The sequence below is a fragment of the Yersinia antarctica genome (assembly GCF_056636475.1).
Map to the genome: position 1 here is coordinate 3,476,385 of NZ_JBSJQF010000001.1, position 26,315 is coordinate 3,502,699.

A 26,315-nucleotide genomic window follows, 5' to 3' on the forward strand; every position below is an offset into this window, starting at 1 on the left:
TCCGATATTATCGGGTGTGGGGCATCGCGCGCAAACCTATGCTAAGAATAACAGTCTTACTATCGATTTTTTCATACCGCTAGCGTACATTTTCGTTCCATTAACCCACAGAATTCTTCATGCCCTAGCGCTAAAATCCGTGCTATCAATGACTATGCTACTATTGCCTAATGAAAACGACACCCACACCGCACGATGCGCTTTTCAAACAGTTCTTGACGCACCCAGAAACGGCACGAGACTTTCTGGACGTGCACCTGCCGCCAGCACTACGCCAGGTGTGCGACCTGAATACGCTGCGACTGGAGTCCAGCTCATTTATCGAAGAAGATCTACGCGCTTACTACTCTGACGTACTGTATTCGCTTAAAGCGGGGCAGGGTGATGGTTATATCTACGCACTTATCGAACACCAAAGCTCGCCGGACAGGCATATGGGCTTTCGCCTGATGCGATATGCTATCGCCGCCATGCAGCGACACCTCGACGCTAGCAACGATAAATTGCCTCTGGTTATTCCCATTTTATTCTATCATGGCCAGGTGTCACCTTATCCTTATTCGATGAATTGGCTGCAAGCATTCAGTGAACCGGAACTGGCGGGGCAACTCTACGGCAATGATTTTCCCTTGGTTGATGTGACCATCATTTCTGATGATGAAATCATGACACACCGGCGTATGGCCATCCTGGAACTGCTGCAAAAGCACGTTCGTCAGCGTGACCTTGCCGAACTACTGGAACAACTGGTCACGCTACTGCTCGCCGGTTACACTAATAATGAGCAGCTGACATCGCTGATGAATTACATGTTGCAGGTTGGCGACACGGCGGCACCGGAAAACTTTATTCGGGAGCTGGCGCGCCGCTCACCACAGCACGAGGAGGTATTGATGACGATTGCACAAAAACTCGAACAAAAAGGGATTGAAAAAGGCCGGTTGGAAGGTATCCAGCTTGGTGAAGCCAAAGGACGTCAGGAAGGTAAACTGGAAGTTGCCCGCTCTATGCTAGCTAACGGTATCGATCGCGACTCGGTGATGAAAATAACTGGCCTGACCGCTGACGACCTGGCACAAATACGCCATTAACTATCAGTAATGACGGGCAGGGAAGATGTTGTTAGACAATATTGAGCCAGTTTCACCTGAAAACACCACCTCATCGTTAAGCCACCTGGCATTCTGTGCCTTGGTGGCCCTCGGGATGGCCCGGCATGATGGCGTAGCCGGAACGCCCTACGCAGAAAATTTGTTTCTCATCCGCTGGCTGGCCACCGCACAGAAACAGAAACGTTTCCCCAAAAGCGTCGCTATTGATATTACCTGGCTACTAGAACGGGGCCGTAAACACGGTGCAGCAGGCAAATTACGCCAACATCTGGAATATTTATGGCGTTCCTGTAATGGCACTATGGCCGCTCAATCAGACCTGTTCAGACTGACCTATGCCACTGAAACATTGAAAAATCAAGGCTGGGACAATTATGTGATGGACAGTCGGGAATGGAAATCCGGTGTCATACCCACCCCGTCTCAGAATAATGGCTTTTACGTCGAAAAAACCGCACTGCACGCCGCATTTTCTCAGAATGGTCACCACTTACATCCCGTACAATTTCATATTATCGGTGATACTCTCACCTTTATTAAGGTCATGGCTGAGTATGACCTGCAGGCAAGCGTTATCAACAGTGCATCAGATCACCATACTGTGATATTGGAGCCGGTAACGAATTTATCCTCACCCAGTCTGTAAAAGAGGGAAAACCAATGAAAATGGTCGACTTTCGCCGTATGGCGGCAAAAATGGATCAACATATGCAACAGCTGGATGTTCGTGGGATCCAAGAACCCCACCAAATTATCAACCACATGATGGGCTACACCCCCGAACTCCACCAGATTTGGACGGGCACCACCGATAAAGAGCTGATGGCATTAACACAGGAATATCCGGGGTTTTACCGTTACGCACTCATCATGGAAACCGCATTTGAACAGGATAGCCAAAAATCATCCCGGTCTTATGATGGCATGCCTGAGTTATCCGCGGCGCATAAGACAGTCATGGATAAAATACTGACTACGGCCGCCACACTAGAAAGAGGATATCTGGCTTATCAGGATAATACCCTCGCGGTATTTGATGGACAGATAGCCCAACTGGCTCTGTCGTTCAATTCATGGCGAGCAAGTGTGGACAGCTTCACTAAGATGCTGAATACCGATGAGAACATCCCCCCCATGCAAAGAGACTACATTCATGCTGGGCTGACACGGATTGTCGATCGCCTGATGGATTTGCAGGCAAGTATGGCACGCCACCGTGGCTAGCTCATGGCTTAGGTTAAAATTTATTACACTGTACAAACGTGGGCCTGTATAACGTGCTTCCCCATTGATGCACGCACTCTTACCCCTCGTTCAAATTGATTTTTAAACGTAACAAGTGGGTGAGAAAACGCCTGGGAATTGTGCCCGCTATAAACTATATTCATTTTCCGTAAATGAAGTTAATTCAATGGACTGCGTATATGAACGATTTTATCAAAAAGAGCATTGGCGGATTATCTAAGCAGTACTACATAAGAAATTTCCTCTTTGGTATGCTGTTCTTCGGGTTCTTTGTATGGATCATAAGCACCTCAACGACGCCGATGAAATTAGCCCCCTTATTTATCTTTGCTATAAGTACGTTGCTGTATCCATACTCACGATGTGTTTATGAGACCCTAATGAACTATATCATTGGGGATAATAGATTCTGGACTAACGCTATATTATTTATCATGACCAAATTTATGATGATGGCGCTATGTTGGGTCTTTGCCATTTTTATAGCCCCTATCGGACTGATTGGTCTGTATCTTTATCATTCATACCAGGAAAGGAACCCAGGGTAACGCTTGAGCGTTGGATGATCCAACAAGGAGAATGGATTTTGCTAACAAACAGTGGGGCACCAGACTTATTCCAGGCTAAGGCCTGTCTCTGGTTTATGTGTTGTTAATGGGTGCCCCTGTTAAGGTCAATGTCGTTTTTTGCAGCATCTCGCTCCCCAGATATAATCAGTTATTGATATTTCACCGCCCTCACAAATAAGATATTTCTTACTTAAATCATCTTCTATATAAGATATTTCCCACACAATGACTTTACTGTCAGATATTTCTTACAATATTGATTCGTTATTTCCCTAAGGTATTTTATCTCATCAAAAAACAGGTTGAAAATAACGCAGTGACAGGCAAAATAGCCTCAAATTATTCTAATATCATTCCCCACATCCTGGGGTAAAGGCATTTCTGATGTCCCGTTTCTGCTATGGTCTGTTCATGGTGAGCACCATTTTGCCCGCAACCCTTATTCCGTTAGTCAGTTATGGCGTGGAATTAGCGCCAGTCCAACAAAGTATTCATCAACAGGAACGGCAACGGGCACTGGAGGAGCGTTTGGCCCCCTCGATGCCGGATGTGCGTTTATCTGAACCCTCAACCTCTTTGGGTCGCCTCTCTTTTCCCGTCGAGAAACCTTGCTTTGCGATTGACCACGTGACACTCAGTGGGACGGAGCCGTTACCGCGCTGGTTGCCTCTGCAACGACTCGCCAATCAGGCGCAAGGCCACTGTTTGGGCGCGAAAGGCATTAACCTGCTGATGAGCGAGATGCAGAACCGCCTGATCGATCACGGTTATGTCACCACCCGGGTACTGGCTCCGCAGCAGGACTTAAACAGCGGCACACTGGCGTTACACGTAGTGCCCGGCAAAATACGCCATGTTGAGCTGACACAGGGCAGTGACCGCCATGTCACGCTGTTCAGCGCCTTCCCTGCCCGCCCCGGTAACCTGTTGGATTTACGTGATATTGAGCAAGGGCTGGAAAATCTCCAGCGCGTGCCCACCGTGCAAGCCAGCATGGAATTGGTTCCCGGTAGCGAACCCGGTGAGACCGATATTGCCCTGAGCTGGAAGCAGAGCAAAATGTGGCGACTGGCGGCGTCACTGGATGACTCAGGCACCCGCAGCACCGGTCGTTATCAAGGTGGGGCGACACTGTTTCTGGATAACCCGCTCTCCCTGAGTGACCTGTTTTATGTTTCTGCCGGTGGCTCCATAAAAAATCGCGGCGATAAAGGCACCAATAACCTGACCGGCCATTACTCGCTGCCGTTCGGCTACTGGACGGCCGGATTGACCGCCAGCAGTTATGACTATCACCAGACTGTCGCGGGCCTGAATGGCGACTACAGCTATCGCGGGAAAAGCGAGAATGTCTCGCTGCAACTCAGCCGTCTGTTGCACCGCAATGCCAGCCAAAAAACCACCGTGACTTACGATGTGCTGACCCGCTCGTCGAAAAACTATATCAATGATACCGAAGTGGAAGTGCAGCGCCGCCGCACCTCGGCCTGGCGTGTCGGGCTGGAACATCGCCACTTTATCTCCCAGGCCACATTGGACGCCGGTGTCAGTTACCAGCGCGGCACCCGCTGGTTTGGCGCAGAACCGGCACAAGAAGAGTATTTCGGCGAAGCCACTGCCCTGAGCAAAATTCTGCGCATGAATGCGCAACTGGATGTGCCTTTTGCCCTGGCGACACAAAAATTCCATTACAACCTGCAATACCAGCGCCAAAGCACCAACACGCCACTGACACCACAGGATCAATTCAGTATCGGTGGTCGTTGGTCAGTGCGCGGGTTTGACGGCGAACGCACCCTCAATGCCGATCGCGGCTGGACGGTTCGCAATGATCTCGGCTGGTACACGCCACTACCAGGGCATGAACTGTATGTCGGCGTGGATTACGGGGAGGTCAGCGGTCGCAGTGACCCTTATCTGTTGGGCCACCATCTGGCGGGCAGTGCCGTCGGCGTGCGCGGCACTGTGCTGAATACCCGTTATGACCTGTTTGCCGGTAAACCGCTGTCTAAACCCGATGGCTTCAAAACCGACTCGGTGACCCTGGGCTTTAACCTGAACTGGCAATACTGATGCACCTTATTAACCCTTTAGCTGTTGAGAGCCACCATGAATAAGAACCTGTACCGAATCGTATTTAACAAGGCGCGTGGCTTGTTGATGGTGGTCGCCGATATCGCCGCCTCCGGTCGGGCGGCTTCGTCGCCCTCGTCAGGTGTGGGTCATACTCAGAGCCGCCGTCTCAGTGCCTTATCAACATTGAGCTTCAGCCTGTTATTGGCACTGGGCTGCGTCTCATTATCCGTGCAGGCCAATATTGTCGCCGATGGCAGTGCGCCGGGTAATCAGCAACCGACCATTATCAGCAGTGCCAACGGTACGCCACAGGTGAATATCCAAACGCCGAGCAGTGGCGGGGTTTCCCGTAACGTTTACAGCCAGTTTGATGTCGATAATCGCGGGGTGATCCTCAATAACGGCCACGGTCCCAACCAAACCCAGATTGCTGGCGTGGTGGATGGCAACCCTTGGCTGGCGCGGGGCGAGGCCAGTATTATCCTCAACGAAGTGAACAGCCGCGACCCAAGCAAGCTCAATGGCTATATCGAGGTGGCGGGCCGTAAAGCGCAGGTGGTGATTGCCAACCCGGCCGGCATTACCTGTGAGGGCTGCGGCTTTATCAACGCCAACCGCGCGACATTAACCACCGGTCAGGCGCAACTCAATAACGGCCAACTCACTGGCTACGACGTTGAGCGCGGCGAGATTATCATTCAGGGCAATGGTCTGGACAGCAGTCGTCAGGATCATACTGACCTGATTGCCCGTTCCGTCAAAGTGAATGCGGGCCTCTGGGCCAATGACCTGAATGTCACCACCGGCCGCAATCAAGTGGATGCCGCGCACCAGGCCATTAATGCCAAAGCCGCCGATGGCAGCCCGCGCCCCACTGTGGCCGTGGATGTCGCCAATTTGGGTGGCATGTACGCCGGTAAAATTCGCCTGATCGGCACGGAAAGCGGCGTTGGTGTACGCAACGCCGGTGAGATAGGCGCATCAGCGGGTGATATCACCATCACGGCAGATGGCATGTTGGTCAACAGCGGCCAGATCAACAGTGCTCAACAATACCGCCGCCGGTATAGAGAACGCAGGTGTACTCTATGCACAGGGCAATACCCAGCTCACCACCGCGGGCAAGTTGAATAACACCGGCACTGTCGCAGCGGCGGGTGATACCTCACTGCGTGCTGCTGAAGTCAACAGCAGCCGCAACTCGGTCTTGGGTGCAGGCGTCAAGTCTAACAACAGCAGTATTACCGATGGCACACTGCGTGTTGAGGCCAGCGGAAAATTACTCGCGCAAGGAAAAAATATCAGCGGGACGGCGCAGCACTTCACTGCGCAGAGTCTCGATCTTAGCGGCAGCCAAACGCAAAGCCGTGATTTGACGCTGACCGCCCAAGGTGGGGATATCGATCTTGCTGGTGCAACTCTGTTCGCCAGTCAGAGCCTGTCAGCCTCGACCGCCGCTCTATTACGTAACGATAATGCCAGCCTGATTGCAGATAAAGTCACGCTGAACGCTCAATCACTCTCCAATATGGGCGGCGTGATAGCGCAAACGGGGACGACAGATTTTAACCTGAATCTGGCCGGTGATCTGGATAACCGAGGTGGTACTCTGCTCTCTAAAGGCAATGTGGCAGTTAATGCACAGCGCCTGGATAGCAACAGCAGCAGTCTATTGGCCGCTGGCGTACAAAGTGATGGCCGCCTGACGGAGGCCGGTGACTTGGTGGTGACCACCCGTCAGGCGTTGATAGCGCAAGGGCAAACCCTCGCCGCAGGTGCCATGACATTAAGCGGCAGCCGGGTTGATCTCACCGACAGCTACACCCAAGCCAGAGAAATGAATATCACCGCCAACAGCGGTGATATCAGCACGCAACGCGCCAACATCACATCCCTTGGCGCACTGACCCTCAATGCCAACGCGAATGCAGGCCAAACCCTCAATAACCAGAGTGGCACACTGGCGGCGAACACGGTGTCGTTGAATCTGGGTCAGTTGGACAATCACGCGGGCAAGATAACGGCCAGCGAGGATCTGAGCATTCAGTTACAGAGCGATTTCAGCCATCTGGCGGTCTCAACACTTCAGGCCGGGCGTGATTTCACCTTGACTACAGCGGGCGATTTGACCAATAACGGGCAATTGTTGGCGGGCGGCAAACTCAGTACCGATTCGAGCAACTTACTGAATAGCGGCACGATTATTGCGACGCAAGCCAGCCTCAAAGCTGCGGGTGCCGTGATTAATAGCCGCGAAATACTTACCACCGGCAGCCTTAATACTGACTCCAACACCCTGTTCAACACCGGCACCCTGATTGGTGCCGAAGCCACACTCAAGGCACGTGAGCGCATCACCAACTCAGGCCCGAACGCCCTGATCGGTGCCACGGATGAAAATGGCACCCTGGCCTTACTGGCTCCGGTGATTGAAAACAGCGATACCATCACTGACACCGACACGGCCCCAACGACCACCCTTTTAGGCATGGGCAACGTCATTCTGGCCGGTGTTTTAGACAATAATGGCCTCTACCAACAAGCCGCTCAGGTGCTCAATATCTCCGGTTTGATTGAATCCGGCAAAGATATGTTGATTTACGCCACGACACTGACCAATCGCCGTCATATTCTCACCGCCAATAGCAACTTTGTTGTGGCCGACACCGTGAATGGGTCAGCGGTCTGGACAGAAGAAAAACCTGATATTCCAGGCGGACGCTACAGTGAACCCCCTCATGGTGGAGCAGATAACAGCGATTATATTGGCACCGATTATACGTCGACTATTGCCTATAACCGCATTGATCAAATCAGCCCAGAGGCACAACTGCTGGCCGGCGGGAACCTGACGCCACAGGTCAGCACGCTGGAAAACTTCTGGAGTAAAGTGAGCGCACAGGGCGAGATTTCACTCTCTGGCGTCACTGTGCAACAAGATGGCTGGGGCAGCGCACAACGCCTGATCGAACGCACCACCTCCAGCGGTCAGTGGAATTACCGTAACTATAAAGGCGGCTTGTGGAGCAGAAGTTGGGGGCCAGAGGTCAGTGAGCGTACAACTCACCAATATGCGTCAAGCCTCACGGCACAAACCCTTAGCGGAAGTGGCACCACAATCAACAATGGGGCTAATCCCGGTACCATTGCGCCACCTAATGGTAACAACAATTCCGGGAAAGACCTTGCCATCGAGTTTAACGGCATTTCCCTGACACCGCCCAATGGCGGGCTGTATCAGTTCAGCACTGACTACACCGTCAACAGCCAGTACCTGATTGAAACGAATCCAGCCTTTGCCAATCTAAACAACTGGCTCGGGTCAGACTACGTGCTCCAGCAGTTAAATAGTGACCCTAACGTGATACACAAACGTCTGGGGGATAATGCTTATGAACAGCGTTTGGTGCGGGACCAGGTTCTGGCCTTGACCGGTCAGGCGGTGGCCAGTGATTACCGCAGCGCCCAGGCGCAATTCGAGCAACTGTTTGCGGCGGGCCTCGAGTACAGTAAAGCGTTCAATATTGCCCTTGGCACTCACCTCAGTGCGGAACAAATGGCGGCATTAACCAACAATATCGTGCTGATGGAAAGCCGCGAAGTGGCGGGGCAAACCGTGCTGGTGCCGGTGGTTTATCTGGCGGGCGTCAAGCCGGGTGAATTGCATGCCAACGGTGCATTGATTGCCGCGAATAATATCGCCTTAACCGATGTTCAAGGTTTCAATAACTCAGGGGCGATAAAAGCCAGCAATGACCTGCAAATCAGCATGGCGCAGGGCATTACGCTCAATAACCGTGGCGGCTTACTTGAGGCGGGCAATACTATGCTGCTCAGTACGTTGAACAGCGATATTGACCTGACCAGCGCGCGGTTAAATGCCACTAACCTGCAACTGGATAGCGGCCGCGATGTGATACTGCGTACCGGCAATGAGCAACTCAGCAGTGATAATGGGGCCGTCCAGCGGACCCAAACCGTGCTGGGGCCGCTGGCGAGTATCAATGTCAGCAATAACGCGGTTATCAATACTGAGCGTGACTTTATCATGCAAGGTGCTGGCCTCACTGTCGGTCAGGATTTGCAGGTCAATACTGGCGGCGACTGGCTGCTCAGTACGACCCAAGCCCGTGACCAGATAAGTTCGAGTTATAACGGTGGCAGTGCGACCAGCGAACATATTCGCCATCTGGGCAGCGAGGTGAATGTCGGCGGCGCACTGACCGCCAACGTCAGCGACTTAACCGCCGTCGGGGCCAACATCAATGCCAACACCATTGATATACAGGCGCAGAATATTAACCTCAGTGCGGCCACTGACAGCCTTAATGTCACCGGCGAATCTTCCAGCAAGCGCCACACCAGCTCAGTGGCACTCTATGATGAAACCCTGCGCGGCAGCCAGTTGAACGCCACCGGCGATATCAATCTTAATGCGGTAAAAGACATCAATATCAGTGCCAGTGCGGTACAAACCGATGGCGCGATAAAACTGGCGGCGGGCGGCGATATCACCCTCACCACCCAGACTGAACAACATGATGAACAGCGCAATCATACCGGTACTAAAAAAGGGCTGGCCTCCAGCACCACCACGCGCACCGAAGACAGTATTAGCCAGACACTGGCGGTCGGCTCGATGCTGTCGGCGGGTTCGATGGATGTCAGTGGCAAAAATATTGCGGTGATGGGCAGTAACGTGGTGGCCGATAACGATATTAACCTGCGCGCAAAAGAGAACATCACCGTCGGCACCGCGCAACAGAGCGAAAGCGGATCGCACCTGTATGAGCAGAAGAAATCCGGCCTGATGAGCACAGGCGGCATTGGGGTGACGGTCGGCAGCAACAGCACCAAAATGACCGATACCGGTCAATCTATTTCCAACGTCGGCAGCACGGTGGGCAGCGTACTGGGCAATGTCAGCATGACTGCCGGTGAAGACCTGACGGTGCAAGGCTCCGACGTGTTAGCCGGTAAAGACATCCGTCTGACCGGTAAAAACGTCGCTATTGTGGCGGCGGAGAACCAAAGCAGCCAGACCCACAGCGTCGAGCAAAAAAGCAGTGGCCTGACACTGGCCCTGTCTGGTGCGGTCGGCAGCGCCCTCAATACCGCGGTCACCACCGCCAAAGAGGCCCGCGAAGAGAGCAATGGCCGACTGTCTGCGCTGCAAGGTGTGAAAGCGGCACTCAGTGGTGCGCAGGCGGTACAAGCAGGTCAGTTGGTGCAGGCGCAAGGGGGCGATACCGCCAGCATGTTCGGCATCAGCGCCTCATTGGGCTCACAAAAATCGGCCTCGCAACAGCATCAGGAACAGACCAGCGTGACCGGTTCGACCCTGACGGCAGGCAACAATCTAACCATCAATGCGACCGGTGATGGGAACCCAGCGAACAGCGGCGATATCGTGGTGCAGGGCAGCCAGCTCAAAGCCGGTGGCGATACGACGTTGGATGCGGCGCGCGACATATTGTTGCTGGGTGCCGCTAACACACAAAAAACCGACGGCAGTAACAGCAGCAGTGGCGGCAGTGTGGGTGTCAGTCTGGGGTTCGGTAGCTCTGGCGGTGGTCTGAGCATCTTTGCCAACGCCAACAAGGGCCAGGGCAATGAGCACGGCGACGGCACCTTCTGGACGGAAACCCAGGTCGACAGTGGCGGCACGCTGTCGCTACACAGTGGCCGTGATACGGCGTTGATCGGTGCTCAGGCGAGCGGTGAAACCGTCAAGGTGGATGTCGGCCGCGACCTGCTGCTGCAAAGCCAGCAGGACAGCGATAACTATGATGCGAAGCAAACCAGCACCAGCGGCGGTGTCAGTGTCGCAGTGATAGGTACCGGAGGCTCCGCCAACCTGAGCCTGAGCCAGGACAAGTTGCACAGCAATTATGACTCGGTACAGGAGCAGACCGGTATTTTTGCAGGCAAAGGCGGCTTTGATATCACCGTGGGTGAACACACTCAGCTCGATGGCGCAGTGATTGCCAGCACTGCGGACAAGAGTAAAAACAGTCTGGATACTGGCACCTTGGGCTTCAGTGACATAGAAAATAAAGCCGATTTCAAAGCGGAACATCAGGGCGGCAGCCTGAGCACTGGCGGCCCGGTGGGTTCAGACCTGCTGAGTAATCTGGGTGGCGTGGTGCTGTCGGGTCTGGGTAATGATGGACACGCGGAAGGTACCACCCAGTCAGCAGTCGCCGATGGCACTATCACCATTCGTGACACCGACAAGCAGCAGCAGAATGTCGATGACCTGAGCTGGGATACCGACAATGCCAACGGCAGCATCGGGCTTATCTTTGACAAAGAGAAAGAACAGAACCGCCTGCGTGAAGCCCAGCTCATTGGCGAGATTGGCGGTCAGGTCAGTGATATCGTACGCACACAGGGCAAAATAGCGGAAAAAAAAGCGCTGAAAGACCCGGCCGCGATTCAAGCGGCAAAAGAGGCACTGGCCCAAAAAGGTATCCTGACGCCAACGGAAGAACAACTGACCACCCAAATACGCAATACCGCTATGGCGCCTTATGGCACCGGCAGTGCCCTGCAACAAGGCATTCAAGCAGCGACGGCGGCGATACAGGGGCTAGCGGGCGGTAATATGGCGCAGGCACTGGCGGGAGCCTCAGCGCCGTATCTGGCGGAAGTGATTAAGAAAAGTACCGGTGATAATCAGGCGGCCAACGCCATGGCCCACGCCGTGCTGGGTGCCGTCACCGCCTATGCCAGTGGCAACAGTGCGCTGGCGGGTGCAGCGGGTGCGGCGACGGCAGAACTGATGGCACCGGTGATTATCGCGGCGATGGGTTGGGATAAGAACAATCTCTCTGAAGAGCAGAAGCAGACGGTCAGTGCGTTGGCCACTCTGGCCGCAGGGCTGGCCGGTGGTTTAACCGGTGACAGTACCGCTGATACGGTTGCAGGTGCGCAAGCAGGGAAGAATGCAGTGGAGAATAACTCGCTCCATGACATTATTGATAATAAAACCTCTGGTGTATCACAGGAACAGAAATACCAGAATGCACAGAAAGAGCTGGTTGCCGCCATTGAAGAGTTCAAGGCACAGAACTGCGCCGGGTTAAGTGCAGAGGCTTGTACAGCGAAGATAAGTGAACATCGTGATGAACTGCTGAAAGGCGCTGCGGGTTTTGGGATAGACTTCATTCCCATCATCGGTGATATCAAAAGCTTTGCAGAAGCTCAGAGTGCCCTGGATTACCTGATTGCCACAGTAGGCTTGGTTCCCGTATTAGGTGATACAGCTGGTAAGCTTATCAAGGCAGCAGAGACAGCGCTGAAAAAAGGTGATGTGGCTGAAGCGTCTAAATTACTTAATAAAGCCAGTGATGAAGTTAGTAGTGCCCAGTACTTTGGTCAGGAAAGAAAATATTGGTCTGCTGAACCAATACAATTCAATGGTAACAAAGTCTATCAGCGGAATGATTTGTTCGATCCTCACTATGTGGATCCAAAGTCTGGAAAAACAAATCTCCAGCTAATGGATGCAGGTAGGGCACCAATAGGTACTGATGGTAACCCTGTTAATCTCCATCATATGTTGCAACGACAAGATGGGCCAATAGCTGAAGCCACTCAATCTTTCCATAAGGAAAATCATGGAGTTATCCATATCAACGATAACAGTATTCCTTCTGGCATTAACCGTGCTGAATTTAATAAATGGCGTTCTAACTATTGGAAAGAAAGAGCAGCAGGACTTAAGTAGGAGAATATATGAATAGTGATATCGACAAAGTAATTAATGAGTTAAAGATTTTATCAGGTGGTAAAAGTCTAAATATAGAACTACCTGACGACGCATTAATAGCGAGCTATGAAAAAAATATTGGTTTTACTTTTCCAGAAGACTATAAAAAAGCTCTGAAAGAGGTCAGTAACGTCTTCTATGGAACAGTTGAGCTGTTATCGGTGACTAAAGATGGGAATTACTACGGTGAGCTTGCTCAGGCGTTACGTGATGCGAAAGAACAGGGACTACCAGAAGGTTGGTTACCTATCTGTGAAGATAACTGTAGTTATTATTGCCTTGTTCCTGACGGCCAAATTAGATACTGGACGACAGATGGTTATAGTGATGAGAAATGGCCGGATCTGGCAAGCTGGATTAAACAAGTCTGGATAGAAAGTAACTAAGCAGTAACCTCGGCTTTAGTCGGGGTGGCTGCTCTGTTGTGGAGAATAACTCGCTCCATGACATTATTGATAATAAAACCTCTGGTGTATCGCAGGAACAGAAATACCAGAATGCGCAGAAAGAACTGGTTGCCGCTGTTGAGGAGTTCAAGGCACAAAATTGTGCCGGAATAAGTTGTAGTGGTCAACTAAAATTGGCCACGGTAGTAGACTGTTCATAGAACAGCCGTTCGGATTCATTGGGCGTTAAGCCTCCGTTGTACCAGTGCGGGCGAAGTTCGCTGTAGTAACCCGTTATATATCGAGTGATTGCATTTCTGCCCTCCCCGAAGCTCTGGTAACCTGTCGTCGGTACCCATTCGGATTTCAGACTTCTGAAAAATCGCTCCATTGGCGCGTTGTCCCAACAGTTCCCACGCCGGCTTAGGCTCTGTTTTATCCGGTAACGCCACAGCAACTGACGGTATTTTTTACTGGTGTAATGACTGCCCTGATCGCTGTGGAACATCACTCCGCCTGGGCGTCCCCTGAGTTCCCATGCCATCTGTAACGCTTTACCCGTTAGCGCTGAGTCAGGTGAAAACGACATCGCCCAGCCTATGGGCTTGCGGGCAAACAGATCCAACACCACAGCCAGATAAGCCCAGCGCTTACCTGTCCAGATATGGGGTTCCGTGCACATTTCCACGAAAATGCTAAACGTTTCGATAAAAATATCTATTTTTCATTATGTTAACTTTTCAAATTAATCCTGCTTCTTCCTCACTATTTAGTGGATCAACATCTTCTAGGATACTGTCTAGGCTCGTGATTGCTGGCTGTTCTTCAAAAGTATAGTTACCCCCCAGAAGGATATGACCCCAAGCAACCGGGGATAAATTAGCAAGCATCTCAATAGCCTTTTCATTCCCTTGTTTTTCAAATTTATCAATTAATCCAGATAGTATTGCTGCATTATAATAAATAATACAGTTTGCTATCAGTCTGGCACAATCATTCCATTGATCTATCTGGTAGTCATCACCGCCACGAAACTGATTTCCATTAACTGAGGCTATCGCTCTTCTCAACTGATGATAAGCCTCACCTCTATTTAGGGCCTGCTGAACAAATTGCCTTAACGTTTTATTATCAGCGTAATCCAGAACGTAAATACATCTAATCAGCCTGTCATATTCTCTCAGAGCTGCGAGCGTTTTGCTGCTACGTTTAGTATTAGATAACTTTTTAATTACTGTGCTTTGTACAGTTGTTTTCCGGCTCAAAGAACAAATGATATGCTGTATATTATCCCATTCCTGCATGATGAGTTTATGATTAAACTCTTTCTTCAGTTTAATTATTAATTCATCTTTATCTAGAATGATTTCAAACAACTCATTAAATATCTTTTTAAATTTCGCATATCGTGGAGAGAACTGATATGCAAAAATATCAAGAATGGCAAAGTTTATATTGTTGACACCATGACTATCCGTTGCCAGAGATTTTGGCTGTATTTCACTTGAATTATTATAAAGTAGATCGAATGCAAAATGTCCTTCATACTCATTTGGAGAAATGACAACTGTTTTTAATGGCACATGATTGGATACCAGCGTCATGGATGAAACACCTTCTCCTTTTCGAAAGTACTTGGCAGAAAATCGGGCCTTGAAAGTATTTATTCTGCATGTGTGCTTCTGACCATCAATACTTCCAAAGGGTGACTCTTCATTTATTGTCCAGTATTTAAATACAGAAAGTTTGGCTATTGCATCCGATATGATGATATTTGCCTGTTCCGTCGTATCAGGACGAATGAATTTTTCATTTACGTCTCTCAATACCCCTATACTTCTGTCCGATGAAAATGCCATCCGATGAACACCATAGTTTGCACCATTGCCAAATATGCAGGCCAGGAGATCGTTGTCATTTGCTTCCAGATTATTCTTTCTGGATGTTATAGCATTAAAAGTTGACAGAAACCCTGTTTCTTTATTGACATATTTCATCACATCAATAATTCCGATGTTTTTTATTTGATTGTAAACCGGATTGTCAATACTGGTTTTCCATTTTTTACTTGCCAGACTCCATTGTAGCTTGTTTGATTTCGGCAGTCTTTTTACAAATTCATTTGCATCTGAATTTATACTTATACTTACTTTCTTTAACTGATCATTAAAGTTATTTTTAAGTTCTGATAGAGTCTGGGCTATGGGGGTAATCATTCTCTTCAGACCGGTCTTTTCTATCAGTATAGATTTATCTTTATCCCAGATCTCAGGAGCAATCAGATCATCCTCCAATCGTTTGTTTTGCTCGCTTTCTGATGCGTAAATCCTACCGTTTTCCAGCATGTTAGACACTCTGGTGTACATATGAAACTCGAAGCGGGATGTATTAACAGCTCCTTCGTTTACAATGTAAGATTTCTCGGCTGGGCGAATTATCCGCTGATCTGTGATGTCCAGTCGTCCTTTTTCTTTTAAATCCGTCCGGGACGTTTCAATTTGCTTACCTATGACAGAATGCTCTTTGTCATAAACAATATCAATGGCCCCATTCCCGAACGAAACGCAACAAACCATCATGCGTTATGCAGCGAGTAGATACTCTAAAAATACCTCATTCGGTGAGCTGTATTCCAGAGATTTGCGCCCCCGAGTGTTGAGGATGTGCTCCAGTCTCGCAATATCTTCATCGCTGACGCCATTAAAATCGGTTCCTTTCGGATAAAACCGCCGTATCAGACCGTTGGTATGCTCATTCAACCCCCGCTCCCAGGAATGATAAGGCCGGGCAAAGTAAACCTTTGCGCCCGTTACCTGAGTGATGTCCTTATGTTTCGCAAACTCGGGTCCGTTATCTGCCGTCAGGGTTTTAAACTCGCAGAAAGTATTCGCCACGATCCCCCCATGTCAGGGTAGTTGTCGCCTCTAACTGAAAACATCCAAGGGGCTGGAGACAACAAGAATGAAAACGTATTCACCTGAGCTTAAAGCCGCTGTGATTGCCAGAATGATGCCACCACACAATCAGCCGGTTGTTCAGATTGCACGCTCTGAGGGGATCCCTGTCAATACGCTTTACACCTGGCGCTCCAAGGCAGGTATTTCGACCGCGAGCACCCACGTTGAGGTAAAAACCCCGCAGCAATGGTCCCGTGAGGCTCGTTTTGCCATCCTGGTTGAAACGGCACCTCTTTCCGCCCATGCTGTTGCTGAGTACTGTCGCCGTAAAGGGCTCTACCCTGAGCAAATTCAGCAGTGGAAGAATGAGATAATGCAGCCAGATCCGCGTGAAGAGAAAGCACTCGTCAAGAAACAGCAAAACGAAATTCATCAGCTTAAGCGTGAAATTGCCCGCAAGGATAAGGCGTTGGCTGAGGCTGCGGCATTGCTGATATTGCAAAAAAAGTTCAAGGCGTTGTTCGTCGAGGAAAACGGGGACGAATGACGCCGACTCCGGACAGGCTGCGATTGATGACAATCGTAAAGGAAGCCGTTGCTGCAGGCGCGAGGCTGAGCGAGGCTTGCCAGTCTATTGGGCTTAGTGAGCGAACATTACAGCGTTGGGGAAAAGGGACGCATGACCGCAGACCCACGGCGTCACGGCCCATCCCGAAGAACAAACTCACTGCCGAAGAGGAACAACAGGTTTTAGCCCTCTGTCATGAACTGCGGTTCGCCAGCCTGCCACCGACGCAAATCGTTCCTTTGTTGGCGGATGAAAAGCGCTATATCGCCAGTGAGTCAACGTTTTATCGGATACTAAGACGTGCTGGCGAAACAACGCACCGTGGTCGGCAGAGGGTAGCGCAAAGCAAGCCGCTATCGACCTGGAGGGCGACGGCACCGAATCAGGTGTGGTCATGGGATATTACCTGGCTGAGGTCGCTGACGGCAGGACACTGGTTCTATCTGTACCTGATAGAAGACGTGTTCAGCCGCAAAATCGTCGGTCACGAGGTTCACTTGGTTGAAAGTGGTGAGCATGCGGCAGAGCTGATGAATCGGACAGTGCTGAGCGAACGCTGTTGGCAGGAGCCGCTGGTACTGCATGCGGATAACGGAGCCCCGATGAAGTCACAGGTGCTGCAGGTAAAGCTTGCGGAACTTAAGATAACCCCGTCGCACAGCCGGCCACGGGTGAGCAACGATAACGCGTATGTTGAATCGCTGTTCAGGACGTTGAAATACGTGCCGAGCTGGCCGGAGAAGGGCTTCGCGACGCTGGAGGATGCGCAGGCGTGGGTAGAAACCTTCGTTGGCTGGTATAACGAAGAACATCGGCACAGTGGTATCCGTTACGTCACACCAGGGCAACGACACAGAGGTGAAGATCGGGCACTACTGGCGCAGCGTAAATCGGTCTATGAAGCGGCGAAAATGCAGAATCCACATCGGTGGTCAGGTTCAACGAGAAACTGGCACCGGCAGGATGAGGTCTGGTTAAATCCGGAACGTGAAACGTTGGCCGCATGAATTAACTGAGGCGACAACTACCTTGACACGCGCCGCTCAGCGCACCTTCAAAGTTAAATGCGCCCCATAACCGTACCTGAATCTGATCCCCCAAACTCACTCGCCAATTCCCAAACGAAATGCAACAAAGTGACCCACCGGTCAGGTACGGATAAAATAGCCGTATTGACCCTGTCGGAGACCCTGTTGCATGAAGGGAAAACATTTGACTCAGCATGAGCGCTTTTACATCGAAAAACGAAAAGCTGAAGGCGTTAATCAGTCCTGCATTGCCAGAGAGCTCGGCGTCTCTCGCTCTACCCTGAGCCGGGAGCTCAGACGTAATACGGACCCCGCCTTCAACGGACTTTACTCCTCCAGACGCGCTGATGCCTTCGCCAGACAACGGCGGGGCGCCACCTCGGCACACAATGCCTGTTTCCCTCTGGGCCAGCAGACACAAGACTTTCTCCGGCAGGCGCTGGCTGTACATACCTCCCCTGAGGTTATCTCTGGGAGACTGAAAATCCAGTTTGATATCGCCGTCAGCAAAAATACCCTCTACCGCTATATCCGTTCGGACAGACAGGCTGGCGGTAAGCTTTACCTTCAGCTCCCTCACCGGGGTAAACGCTATCGCTATGATACGGGTGAGCCCGGACGCACGCCCATCCCGGACAGGGTTGGCATTGAGCACAGGCCTGCTGAGGCTGAACTCAAACAGGTTCCCGGGCATGTTGAAATCGATACGATTTTTGGCAAAGACCAGAAGTCATTCCTGCTGACGGTCGTGGACAAAGCCACAAAGCAGGTCATTATCCGTAAACTCCCCAATAAGTGCGCTGAGAGCGTCGTGGAAGCGTTCAGGGACATCGTGGCGAATACTTTCTGCGAGTTTAAAACCCTGACGGCAGATAACGGACCCGAGTTTGCGAAACATAAGGACATCACTCAGGTAACGGGCGCAAAGGTTTACTTTGCCCGGCCTTATCATTCCTGGGAGCGGGGGTTGAATGAGCATACCAACGGTCTGATACGGCGGTTTTATCCGAAAGGAACCGATTTTAATGGCGTCAGCGATGAAGATATTGCGAGACTGGAGCACATCCTCAACACTCGGGGGCGCAAATCTCTGGAATACAGCTCACCGAATGAGGTATTTTTAGAGTATCTACTCGCTGCATAACGCATGATGGTTTGTTGCGTTTCGTTCGGGAATGGGGCACTACGTAGTTTGGATTGAAACCGATGCTGGAACCACTATCTGCCGCCGAGACCGAGGTAAAGAGTTGCGCGCCAAACATCCGACTCATCACCACCGGGATCACCGGAGGGGGGGTATCGTCAAACTGGCTATCGCTATAAGGTCTCTGGCTTTGACCTGAAATAATCGACGGTAACGGTGCGGCCCCGGTCATATTGGGATCGGCATTCAGATCAACGGCCTGAGCGGGTGTTGCCTGTATGGCAATAATCAGAAGAACAGATTTCAATAATTTCATAGCATGCTCTGAGTTACTGCCTGCGGTGTCATTCCGACAAGCTAGAAATAGCGTTAAAACGGCGTCAATCTTTATGATCGTCAATCACCGCCAGCAATAATTTGACAGTACCAAAAAGTAAGCCACAAACCAGTAACCAACTGATAAGCAGATACAAACTGTTGGGGAACTTTGACTCCTGCGGTAGCTGAGGAGAGCTGATCACTGACAACATTTTCAGTTTTCTTGCCGCATCAACACGGGTTTTTTCAATCGATGTCAGGGTCAATTTGTAGATATCAGTATCGAACTGTACCTTGGCTTTAATCTCTTCAAAATCTACCGCCATACGGTTCAATTTGTGACCATCGGGCGCAGTAATTTTGCTTTTTTCATTATCAATCTGGCTGGAGAGCGACTTGAGTGCGTTCTTCGCACTGATGACCTGAGGTGCATCTTCACGGAGAAAAGTCAGTAGGTTACGCAATTCTGCTTCCATCTGAATGCGTTGGCTAACCAAGGTGTTAATCAACGTAGTGGCAGCCAAAGCCTGAGCTTCAGGGTCAAGAATATTATTGCTGTTCTGGTAAGTGAGTAGTTCGGTTTTGCTGCTATTCAAACGAACGCGCGCTTCCTGCATTTCGTTTTCGGCAAACAGCAACTGCTCGCGGGCAATTCGGTGTGAGATCTCATTGATAAATCTTTCGGATTCTTTCAAAACAGCCTGATTGAACCGTTGAGCAAATTCAGGCGAGAATCCTTGGGTACCAATGGTGAGCAAACCTGTTTTGTCATCGTAAGAAACGGAGATACGGTTACGGTAATAATTAAGGAATTGCTCGCGAGTGGCACTATCTGACAAATGATAGAAAAAATCCCAGCCGCTATGACCGAATGCCTGACGAAAATCGAGCTGTTTATCCAAGACCGCCAACATATCAGGAGAATTAATATATTCCTTCAGATATAGGGCATCTTCCGCAGAACTAGGGCTGCCAGCACCCATCAGCAAAGCGACATTCAGATTACTGCCATTGATATCGTTGGAATGTTTGATGGCGACTTTAGATTCACTGAGATAGCGTGGTTGGCTAAAAATTAACAAGTAGAGAATCAGCAGCAACATCGGTATCAGAATCATAACCTTACCTAAATGGCGCTGTAGCTTGGACAGAGTTAAGTGTGACATGCGCACGCGCTTCAACATATCACCTGGCCAAGCCGACTTTATTTTTTCAATAAACATGGGTTTCATCATTTGTTATTTGCGCGGGCATTTCCCCATCACGTCTAATGCAATCATCAACAGAAAATTCGAGTAATAAAATGATCATTACCCAGCTCAGGTAAATTAAGTTCGTCGATCGTCCGTATCATGTTCAATCAACACATGTCGCAACATACGACTAGCCCAGAGGAATAAGCCCACATTGGGCTAAAATACAGACGTTTTGCCAGCAAAACTCTAAATGAAGGGGTAAATCAATAAAAATTGCGGCTACAACACTGTTGATAATTATAATTTACATTTAACGAGTTTTAATAAATATTACAACCCGTTAACTTGCTAAAATCAGTGAAATAAATACTCATACAACTAAAACATCAAATAAAATCTATATGTTATTCCAATAGAAAATATAAGCAAAATACGAACAGCAGCAGTATAGGAAGAATAGACAGCTAACACCAATTGGTTAAATGCTACAGAATGTAACCATTGATAGCCAAATAAATTAGATATAGTTAGTTGATTTATAAGAAATTTCTCAAAATTAAATTAAAATACCCTTATAACTCATACCTGTAAACAACTCACATTCAAATTCACCACGGAATCAATGAAGCTAACTGTACGAATATTCCTACAATATTTATTCTAACAATGTGACGTAAATTAACTATATTAGCAAAGCAGGCTTGTACTAATAGCCACAGTTGATTGCATAAATTTCATTTACCACTAGATAGCCTCTAGCAGACAATTTGCTTACAGGGAAAGGACAGCAACGGGGTTCTGAGGCTTTTAAATATGATTAATTATAAATCAAAATCTCTGGCACCAAAGCTCCGTTCCTTTTTATAATTTATAGGTTCAAAACTATAAAAGTTGAAGTATTGCGAGGAAGGCAAAATATCATATCAACCCCATCTGATAGCGCGATCAGATAGAGTTGATACGTAACGCTCGGCCTACTTAATCAAAAACACCTGTCGACAAGTATCGGTCACCACGGTCACAAATAATCGCCACGATCACCGCTGCGGGGTTCTGTGCCGCCACTCGCAGCGCGCCGGCAACCGCACCGCCAGAACTGACACCACAAAAAATGCCCTCTTCCGTGGCCAGCCTTCGTGTCGTTTTCTCTGCTTCGCTCTGGGTGATATCCAGTACCTGATCAACCAACTCCGGGCGGAAAATCCCCGGCATGTATCCCGGTGACCAACGGCGGATACCAGGAATACTACTTCCTTCTGCCGGTTGCAGGCCGATAATGGTAACTTGCGGGTTTTGGCTTTTCAGATATTGGCTAACGCCGGTAATCGTCCCGGTAGTTCCCATGCTGGACACAAAATGGCTCACTTTACCCGCGGTTTGTTGCCAGATTTCTGGCCCAGTACCGGTGAAATGTGCGTAGGGGTTATCGCTGTTATTGAACTGATCCAACACCTTACCCTGCCCTTCAGCCTGCATCCTTAGCGCTTCATCGCGCGCCCCTTCCATTCCTTGCTCACGACTAACCAGAATTAACTCCGCACCGTAGGCACGCATTGCGGCCTGCCGCTCTTGACTCATATTTTCCGGCATCAGTAGCTTTAGCTTATAGCCCTTCATCGCGGCGATCATCGCCAGCGCAATACCAGTATTGCCGCTGGTCGCCTCGATCAACACATCACCCGGAGCTATTTCTCCACGTAATTCTGCCTGCCGGATCATGGTTAGTGCCGCACGGTCTTTGACCGAGCCTGCCGGATTATTTCCTTCCAATTTGACCCAAATCTGCGCATCCAGCCCTTGGCTTAAACGTTGCAGTTTGATGAGTGGGGTGTTGCCGATGCATTGTTCGAGGGTTGTCACTGTAAATACCTATTAAATACCCTTCCTCCTTGAAGTGGCAGCTATGTTCACTGCTCTCACGAACCCGAATCACTTACTTATGTAAGCTCATCGGGATTCGCTCGTTAGCTGCCTTGCTGCCACTCCAATGACGTTGGGTATAATTCTATGTTTACCAAAAGAAGAAAAACTTATCAGGCGCTTTGGGCTAAAGCAATGGGTTGTAATAATTGGTCGCCAGAATATAAGCGTGCATTTAACCCGCCCACATAATAACGGTTACCGCGCACCGGGGCGTCAATTTCGCCTTCCGGCAGTACCACGCTGATAGGATCCTGATGCCAACCAATAGGTTGCACCGTCAGTTGCCAGAAGTGACCACGCGGGCTGACTTCAAGCACTTGTACTGGCAGTGGGCAACGATCACTGGCGTGTGTATTGACTTCCATCTCCCACGGACGCAAGAATAAATCAACACTGCCCTGATGCATTGGGGCCAAATCCAGCGGCCAGTGGTGCGCGCCAATATAGAGTTGTGAGCCTCGAATCTCCCCACTCAAGCGATTAACTTCGCCCAGGAATTCCAGCACAAAGCGGGTCGCAGGGTAGCGCCACACTTCATCTGGCGTCCCGACCTGCTCGATATTACCCTGACTCATCACCACCACCCGATCAGCAACTTCCATGGCTTCTTCCTGATCATGAGTGACGAAGACGCTGGTAAATTTCAGCTCTTCATGTAACTGACGCAACCAGCGACGTAACTCTTTACGCACCTGTGCATCCAGCGCACCGAATGGCTCATCCAGCAACAGAATTTGTGGCTCGACGGCCAACGCCCGCGCCAGGGCCACACGCTGTTTCTGCCCACCAGAAAGTTGTGATGGGTAACGGCTGGCAAGATGACCTAATTGCACCATCTCCAACAGTTGCTCCACCTTCTGTTTGATAGCTGCCGCATTCGGCCGTTCACGGCGCGGTAACACCGTCAAACCAAATGCAATGTTATCGAATACTGTCATATGGCGGAACAAGGCGTAATGCTGAAAAACGAACCCGACACGTCGATCACGGGCATGCAGGCGGCTAACGTCAGTGCCATGGAAACTTAAACGTCCAGCGTTCTGGTTCTCCAGCCCGGCAATAATGCGCAGAAGGGTCGTTTTCCCCGAACCGGAAGGACCAAGCAAAGCCACCATCTGGCCAGAAGGAATATCAAGCCGGATGTCATTCAGTACCTTGGTGCGACCAAAATACTTGCTGATATTATCAATCTCAATGCTCATGCTTTTGCTCCTGTTCGAGACGAACAACCTGACGCGCTAAGCGCCATTGCAGGCCGCTTTTCAGAAAAAGGGTCAATATTGCCATCAGGGTCAGTAACGCCGCGGCGGTAAATGCCCCGGCAGTATTGTAATCCTGATGCAACAACTCAACTTGCAGTGGCAAGGTGTAGGTTTCGCCACGAATAGAACCGGATACCACCGAGACTGCCCCGAACTCGCCAATGGCGCGGGCATTGGTCAACACCACGCCATACAACAATGCCCAGCGAATGTTCGGTAACGTTACCCGGCGGAACATCTGCCAGCCGGATGCACCCAGTAATACTGCGGCTTCATCTTCCTGGCTGCCCTGACTCATCATCACCGGCACCAGTTCACGCACCACAAATGGGCAGGTGACGAAAATGGTGACCAACACCATACCGGGCCACGAGAACATCAATTGAATGTCGTGAGAATCTAGCCAGCCCCCCACCACACCATTTGAACCGTAAAACAGCAGATACATCAGGCCGGCGACTACCGGTGAGACCGCAAACGGAATATCAATTAGGGTCATCAATAACTGGCGGCCAGGAAATACAAACCGCGTCACCAACCATGCCAGTACCACACCAAACACCAAATTCACCGGCACCGTAATCAGTGCCACCAGCACTGTCAGCCAAATGGCATGCAACATGTCCGGGTCTAATAAATTCTGCCCGACCACCGCTATCCCTTTGGAAAAAGCAGTGATAAAGATCCACACCATCGGGATCACTAACAGTAAAAATGAGAACACCGCGCCGATGGCGATCAGGGTCCATTTACCCCAATTGATGGGTGGGCGAGCTACGCCGTTAAATTCAGTGATATCAGCCATCAGTGCCCGCCTATCCGCCGACCAAAGCGGCTTTGTAACGTGTTAATACCAAACAGCAATACCAATGAAACGGCCAGAATAACGGAAGCAATTGCACTGGCAGCCGGGTAATCAAATTCTTGTAGTCGGATGAAGATCATCAGCGAGGTCACTTCGGTCTTCCAGGCAATGTTACCGGCGATAAAGATAACTGCGCCAAACTCCCCCAGACTGCGGGTAAAGGATAAAGCAGTGCCTGCCAGTAATGCCGGAGCCAGTTCTGGCATCACCACCAGCCGGAAGCTCTGCCAACGGCTGGCGCCGAGAGTTTCCGCGGCTTCTTCATATTCGGGACCCAATTCTTCCAACACCGGTTGTACTGTGCGCACCACAAACGGCAAGCTGGTAAACGCCATCGCCACGGCAATCCCCAACCAGGTAAAGGAGACTTTAATCCCCAGTTCGTTCAACCAGGCACCGTACCAACCGGTGGTCGAAAATAGCGTTGCTAATGTCAGACCCGCCACCGCCGTGGGTAAGGCGAACGGCAAATCCATCAAACCATCCAACAAACTGCGGCCGGGGAACTGATAGCGGGTCAGAATCCACGCCATCAACATACCGAAAACCGCATTAAATACGCTGGCGACGCCTGCGGCCAGTAAGGTCACTTTATAAGCAGCGACCACTTGGGGGTTAGTAATCACCTCCCAGTACTGGGTCCAACTCATCTGTGCAACCTGCATGACTAACGCGCTGAGCGGTAATAATAAGATCAGGCAGGTGTAAAGCAGGCTGCTCCCGAGACTGAGGGTAAATCCGGGCAGAACCCGTTTACTGGATGCCGACAACATTACTGATGCCCTTGCGCTAACAATTTATCCAGCACGCCGCCAGTCACGAAATGAGTACTCATCACCTGCGGCCAGCTACCGAATTGATCTTCAACACGGAATAGTTTGGTTTGTGGGAATTGAGACTTGGCCGCTTCCATTGCCGCTTTGTCGTAAACCCGATAATTAAAGCTGGTGATCACTTGCTGTGCTGGCGGACTGTAGAGATAGTTGAGATAAGCTTTAGCCGCTTTCTCAGTGCCATTCTTCTCGACATTTTTATCCACCCAGGCCACCGGGAATTCAGCCAAAATATCTACCGGCGGGACAATTACTTCGTATTTATCACTGCCATACTCTTTACGGATATTGTTAACTTCCGATTCAAAACTGATCAGTACATCACCCAACCCGCGTTCAACGAAGGTGGTGGTAGCACCACGGCCACCAGTATCAAACACCACTACATTGGTCAGGAAACGCTTCATCCAGTCGCGGGTTTTAGCCTCATCCTTACCATTCGCTTGTTGGGTAGCACCCCATGCCGCCAGATAGGTGTAACGGCCATTACCGGAAGTTTTTGGATTCGGGAACACCAGTTTGACGTCTTCACGCACCAGATCATCCCAGTTGTGGATATTCTTTGGATTACCCTTACGTACTAGGAATGCCATGGTGGAATAAAACGGTGAGCTGTTATTAGGTAACCGCGCCTGCCAGTCGGCCGGGATCAGATTGCCCCGGTCATGTAGGATCTGCACATCGGTGACTTGGTTATAAGTCACCACATCTGCTTTCAAGCCCTGTAAGATAGCCAGTGCCTGTTTAGACGACCCAGCATGAGATTGTTTGATGGTCAGCTTGTCGCCGGGATTTTGCTGCTCCCACTGTTGCTGGAAGCCGGGATTGAGGGCCGTGAATAACTCGCGGGAAACATCATAAGAGCTGTTAAGTAACTCAGTGGCAGAGGCAGTTGCACTGCCGAAAATTAACGCGCTTAATAAGGCAACACGGTGCCATCCTTTACGTGTACCGTTCTTCACTGAAGTCTGTTTCATGCTGCACCTTATTCACTGAGTTCATCCGACAGGCATGTCATTAAATGTGAACAGTGCCTTTAATATCTTCAGTGTATTTATAACTAGGTGCATACCTATAATGCTTTTATATACCGTTTAGTGATGTTCAAGTATCAAATGC

General features: G+C 50.1%; 15 protein-coding genes and 3 pseudogenes. 8 read left to right on the forward strand and 10 right to left on the reverse strand.

Going from position 1 to position 26,315, the window contains the following annotated elements; translation table 11 throughout:
- Window positions 1–170 precede the first annotated feature (170 nt).
- The 6 genes and pseudogenes from ACWJJO_RS16185 to ACWJJO_RS16210 all read left to right on the forward strand — a co-directional run bounded on the left by ACWJJO_RS16185 (window position 171) and on the right by ACWJJO_RS16210 (window position 13,162).
- Entirely contained in the window at window positions 171–1,091 is a 921-nt protein-coding gene (locus tag ACWJJO_RS16185) for an Rpn family recombination-promoting nuclease/putative transposase (RefSeq protein WP_481091252.1), read from the forward strand.
- Window positions 1,092–1,116: 25 nt separating this feature from the next.
- Window positions 1,117–1,758: a DUF2913 family protein gene (locus ACWJJO_RS16190; RefSeq protein WP_481091253.1), complete on the forward strand. Its 642-nt coding sequence runs from the start codon at window positions 1,117–1,119 to the stop codon at window positions 1,756–1,758.
- 14 nt (window positions 1,759–1,772) lie between these two features.
- Window positions 1,773–2,336 (forward strand): hypothetical protein, encoded by a 564-nt coding sequence (locus tag ACWJJO_RS16195; RefSeq protein WP_481091254.1) that lies wholly within the window; start codon window positions 1,773–1,775, stop codon window positions 2,334–2,336.
- A gap of 974 nt (window positions 2,337–3,310) precedes the next feature.
- Window positions 3,311–4,999 (forward strand): ShlB/FhaC/HecB family hemolysin secretion/activation protein, encoded by a 1,689-nt coding sequence (locus tag ACWJJO_RS16200; RefSeq protein WP_481091255.1) that lies wholly within the window; start codon window positions 3,311–3,313, stop codon window positions 4,997–4,999.
- 36 nt (window positions 5,000–5,035) lie between these two features.
- Window positions 5,036–12,734, forward strand: a pseudogene (locus ACWJJO_RS16205) (hemagglutinin repeat-containing protein).
- A gap of 8 nt (window positions 12,735–12,742) precedes the next feature.
- Complete coding sequence (locus tag ACWJJO_RS16210; protein WP_481091256.1) at window positions 12,743–13,162, forward strand: SMI1/KNR4 family protein; 420 nt, start codon at window positions 12,743–12,745, stop codon at window positions 13,160–13,162.
- Window positions 13,163–13,346: 184 nt separating this feature from the next.
- Here the strand turns inward: ACWJJO_RS16210 and ACWJJO_RS16215 are convergent.
- From ACWJJO_RS16215 to ACWJJO_RS16225, 3 genes and pseudogenes are all read right to left on the reverse strand, one after another.
- Window positions 13,347–13,829, reverse strand: a pseudogene (locus ACWJJO_RS16215) (IS3 family transposase); the annotation flags it as partial.
- Window positions 13,830–13,902: 73 nt separating this feature from the next.
- Complete coding sequence (locus ACWJJO_RS16220) at window positions 13,903–15,741, reverse strand: transposase (protein WP_481091257.1); 1,839 nt, start codon at window positions 15,739–15,741, stop codon at window positions 13,903–13,905.
- Between the two features lie 3 nt (window positions 15,742–15,744).
- Window positions 15,745–16,056, reverse strand: a complete 312-nt coding sequence (locus ACWJJO_RS16225; protein ID WP_481091258.1) for an IS30 family transposase — start codon at window positions 16,054–16,056, stop codon at window positions 15,745–15,747.
- 67 nt (window positions 16,057–16,123) lie between these two features.
- Between ACWJJO_RS16225 and ACWJJO_RS16230 the strand changes: the two genes are divergently transcribed.
- Both ACWJJO_RS16230 and ACWJJO_RS16235 read left to right on the forward strand, forming a co-directional pair.
- A protein-coding gene (locus tag ACWJJO_RS16230; protein WP_481090522.1) for an IS3 family transposase occupies window positions 16,124–17,634 on the forward strand; the annotation gives its coding sequence in 2 pieces (ribosomal slippage) (window positions 16,124–16,559 and window positions 16,559–17,634; 1,512 coding nt in all).
- A 190-nt stretch (window positions 17,635–17,824) separates the two neighbouring features.
- Entirely contained in the window at window positions 17,825–18,799 is a 975-nt protein-coding gene (locus ACWJJO_RS16235) for an IS30 family transposase (protein ID WP_481091195.1), read from the forward strand.
- A 37-nt stretch (window positions 18,800–18,836) separates the two neighbouring features.
- Here ACWJJO_RS16235 and ACWJJO_RS16240 read toward each other — a convergent pair.
- The 7 genes and pseudogenes from ACWJJO_RS16240 to ACWJJO_RS16270 form a co-directional block, all read right to left on the reverse strand.
- Window positions 18,837–19,115, reverse strand: a pseudogene (locus tag ACWJJO_RS16240) (polysialic acid transporter); the annotation flags it as partial.
- Window positions 19,116–19,179: 64 nt separating this feature from the next.
- Entirely contained in the window at window positions 19,180–20,352 is a 1,173-nt protein-coding gene (locus tag ACWJJO_RS16245; protein WP_083163408.1) for a capsule biosynthesis protein, read from the reverse strand.
- A gap of 939 nt (window positions 20,353–21,291) precedes the next feature.
- Window positions 21,292–22,173: a cysteine synthase CysM gene (cysM, locus tag ACWJJO_RS16250; RefSeq protein ID WP_481091259.1), complete on the reverse strand. Its 882-nt coding sequence runs from the start codon at window positions 22,171–22,173 to the stop codon at window positions 21,292–21,294.
- Window positions 22,174–22,346: 173 nt separating this feature from the next.
- Entirely contained in the window at window positions 22,347–23,438 is a 1,092-nt protein-coding gene (cysA, locus tag ACWJJO_RS16255) for a sulfate/thiosulfate ABC transporter ATP-binding protein CysA (protein WP_083163403.1), read from the reverse strand.
- On the reverse strand, window positions 23,428–24,303 hold the full coding sequence (gene cysW, locus ACWJJO_RS16260; protein WP_083163401.1) for a sulfate/thiosulfate ABC transporter permease CysW: 876 nt from the start codon (window positions 24,301–24,303) through the stop codon (window positions 23,428–23,430). The genes cysA and cysW overlap by 11 nt, the downstream gene beginning before the upstream one ends.
- Complete coding sequence (gene cysT, locus ACWJJO_RS16265; RefSeq protein ID WP_083163399.1) at window positions 24,303–25,136, reverse strand: sulfate/thiosulfate ABC transporter permease CysT; 834 nt, start codon at window positions 25,134–25,136, stop codon at window positions 24,303–24,305. Before cysT ends, cysW begins: the two co-directional genes overlap by 1 nt.
- The gene (locus tag ACWJJO_RS16270) at window positions 25,136–26,173 is read right to left on the reverse strand and encodes a sulfate ABC transporter substrate-binding protein (RefSeq protein ID WP_083163396.1); all 1,038 of its coding nucleotides are present in this window, start codon (window positions 26,171–26,173) and stop codon (window positions 25,136–25,138) included. The genes cysT and ACWJJO_RS16270 overlap by 1 nt, the downstream gene beginning before the upstream one ends.
- Window positions 26,174–26,315: the final 142 nt, after the last annotated feature.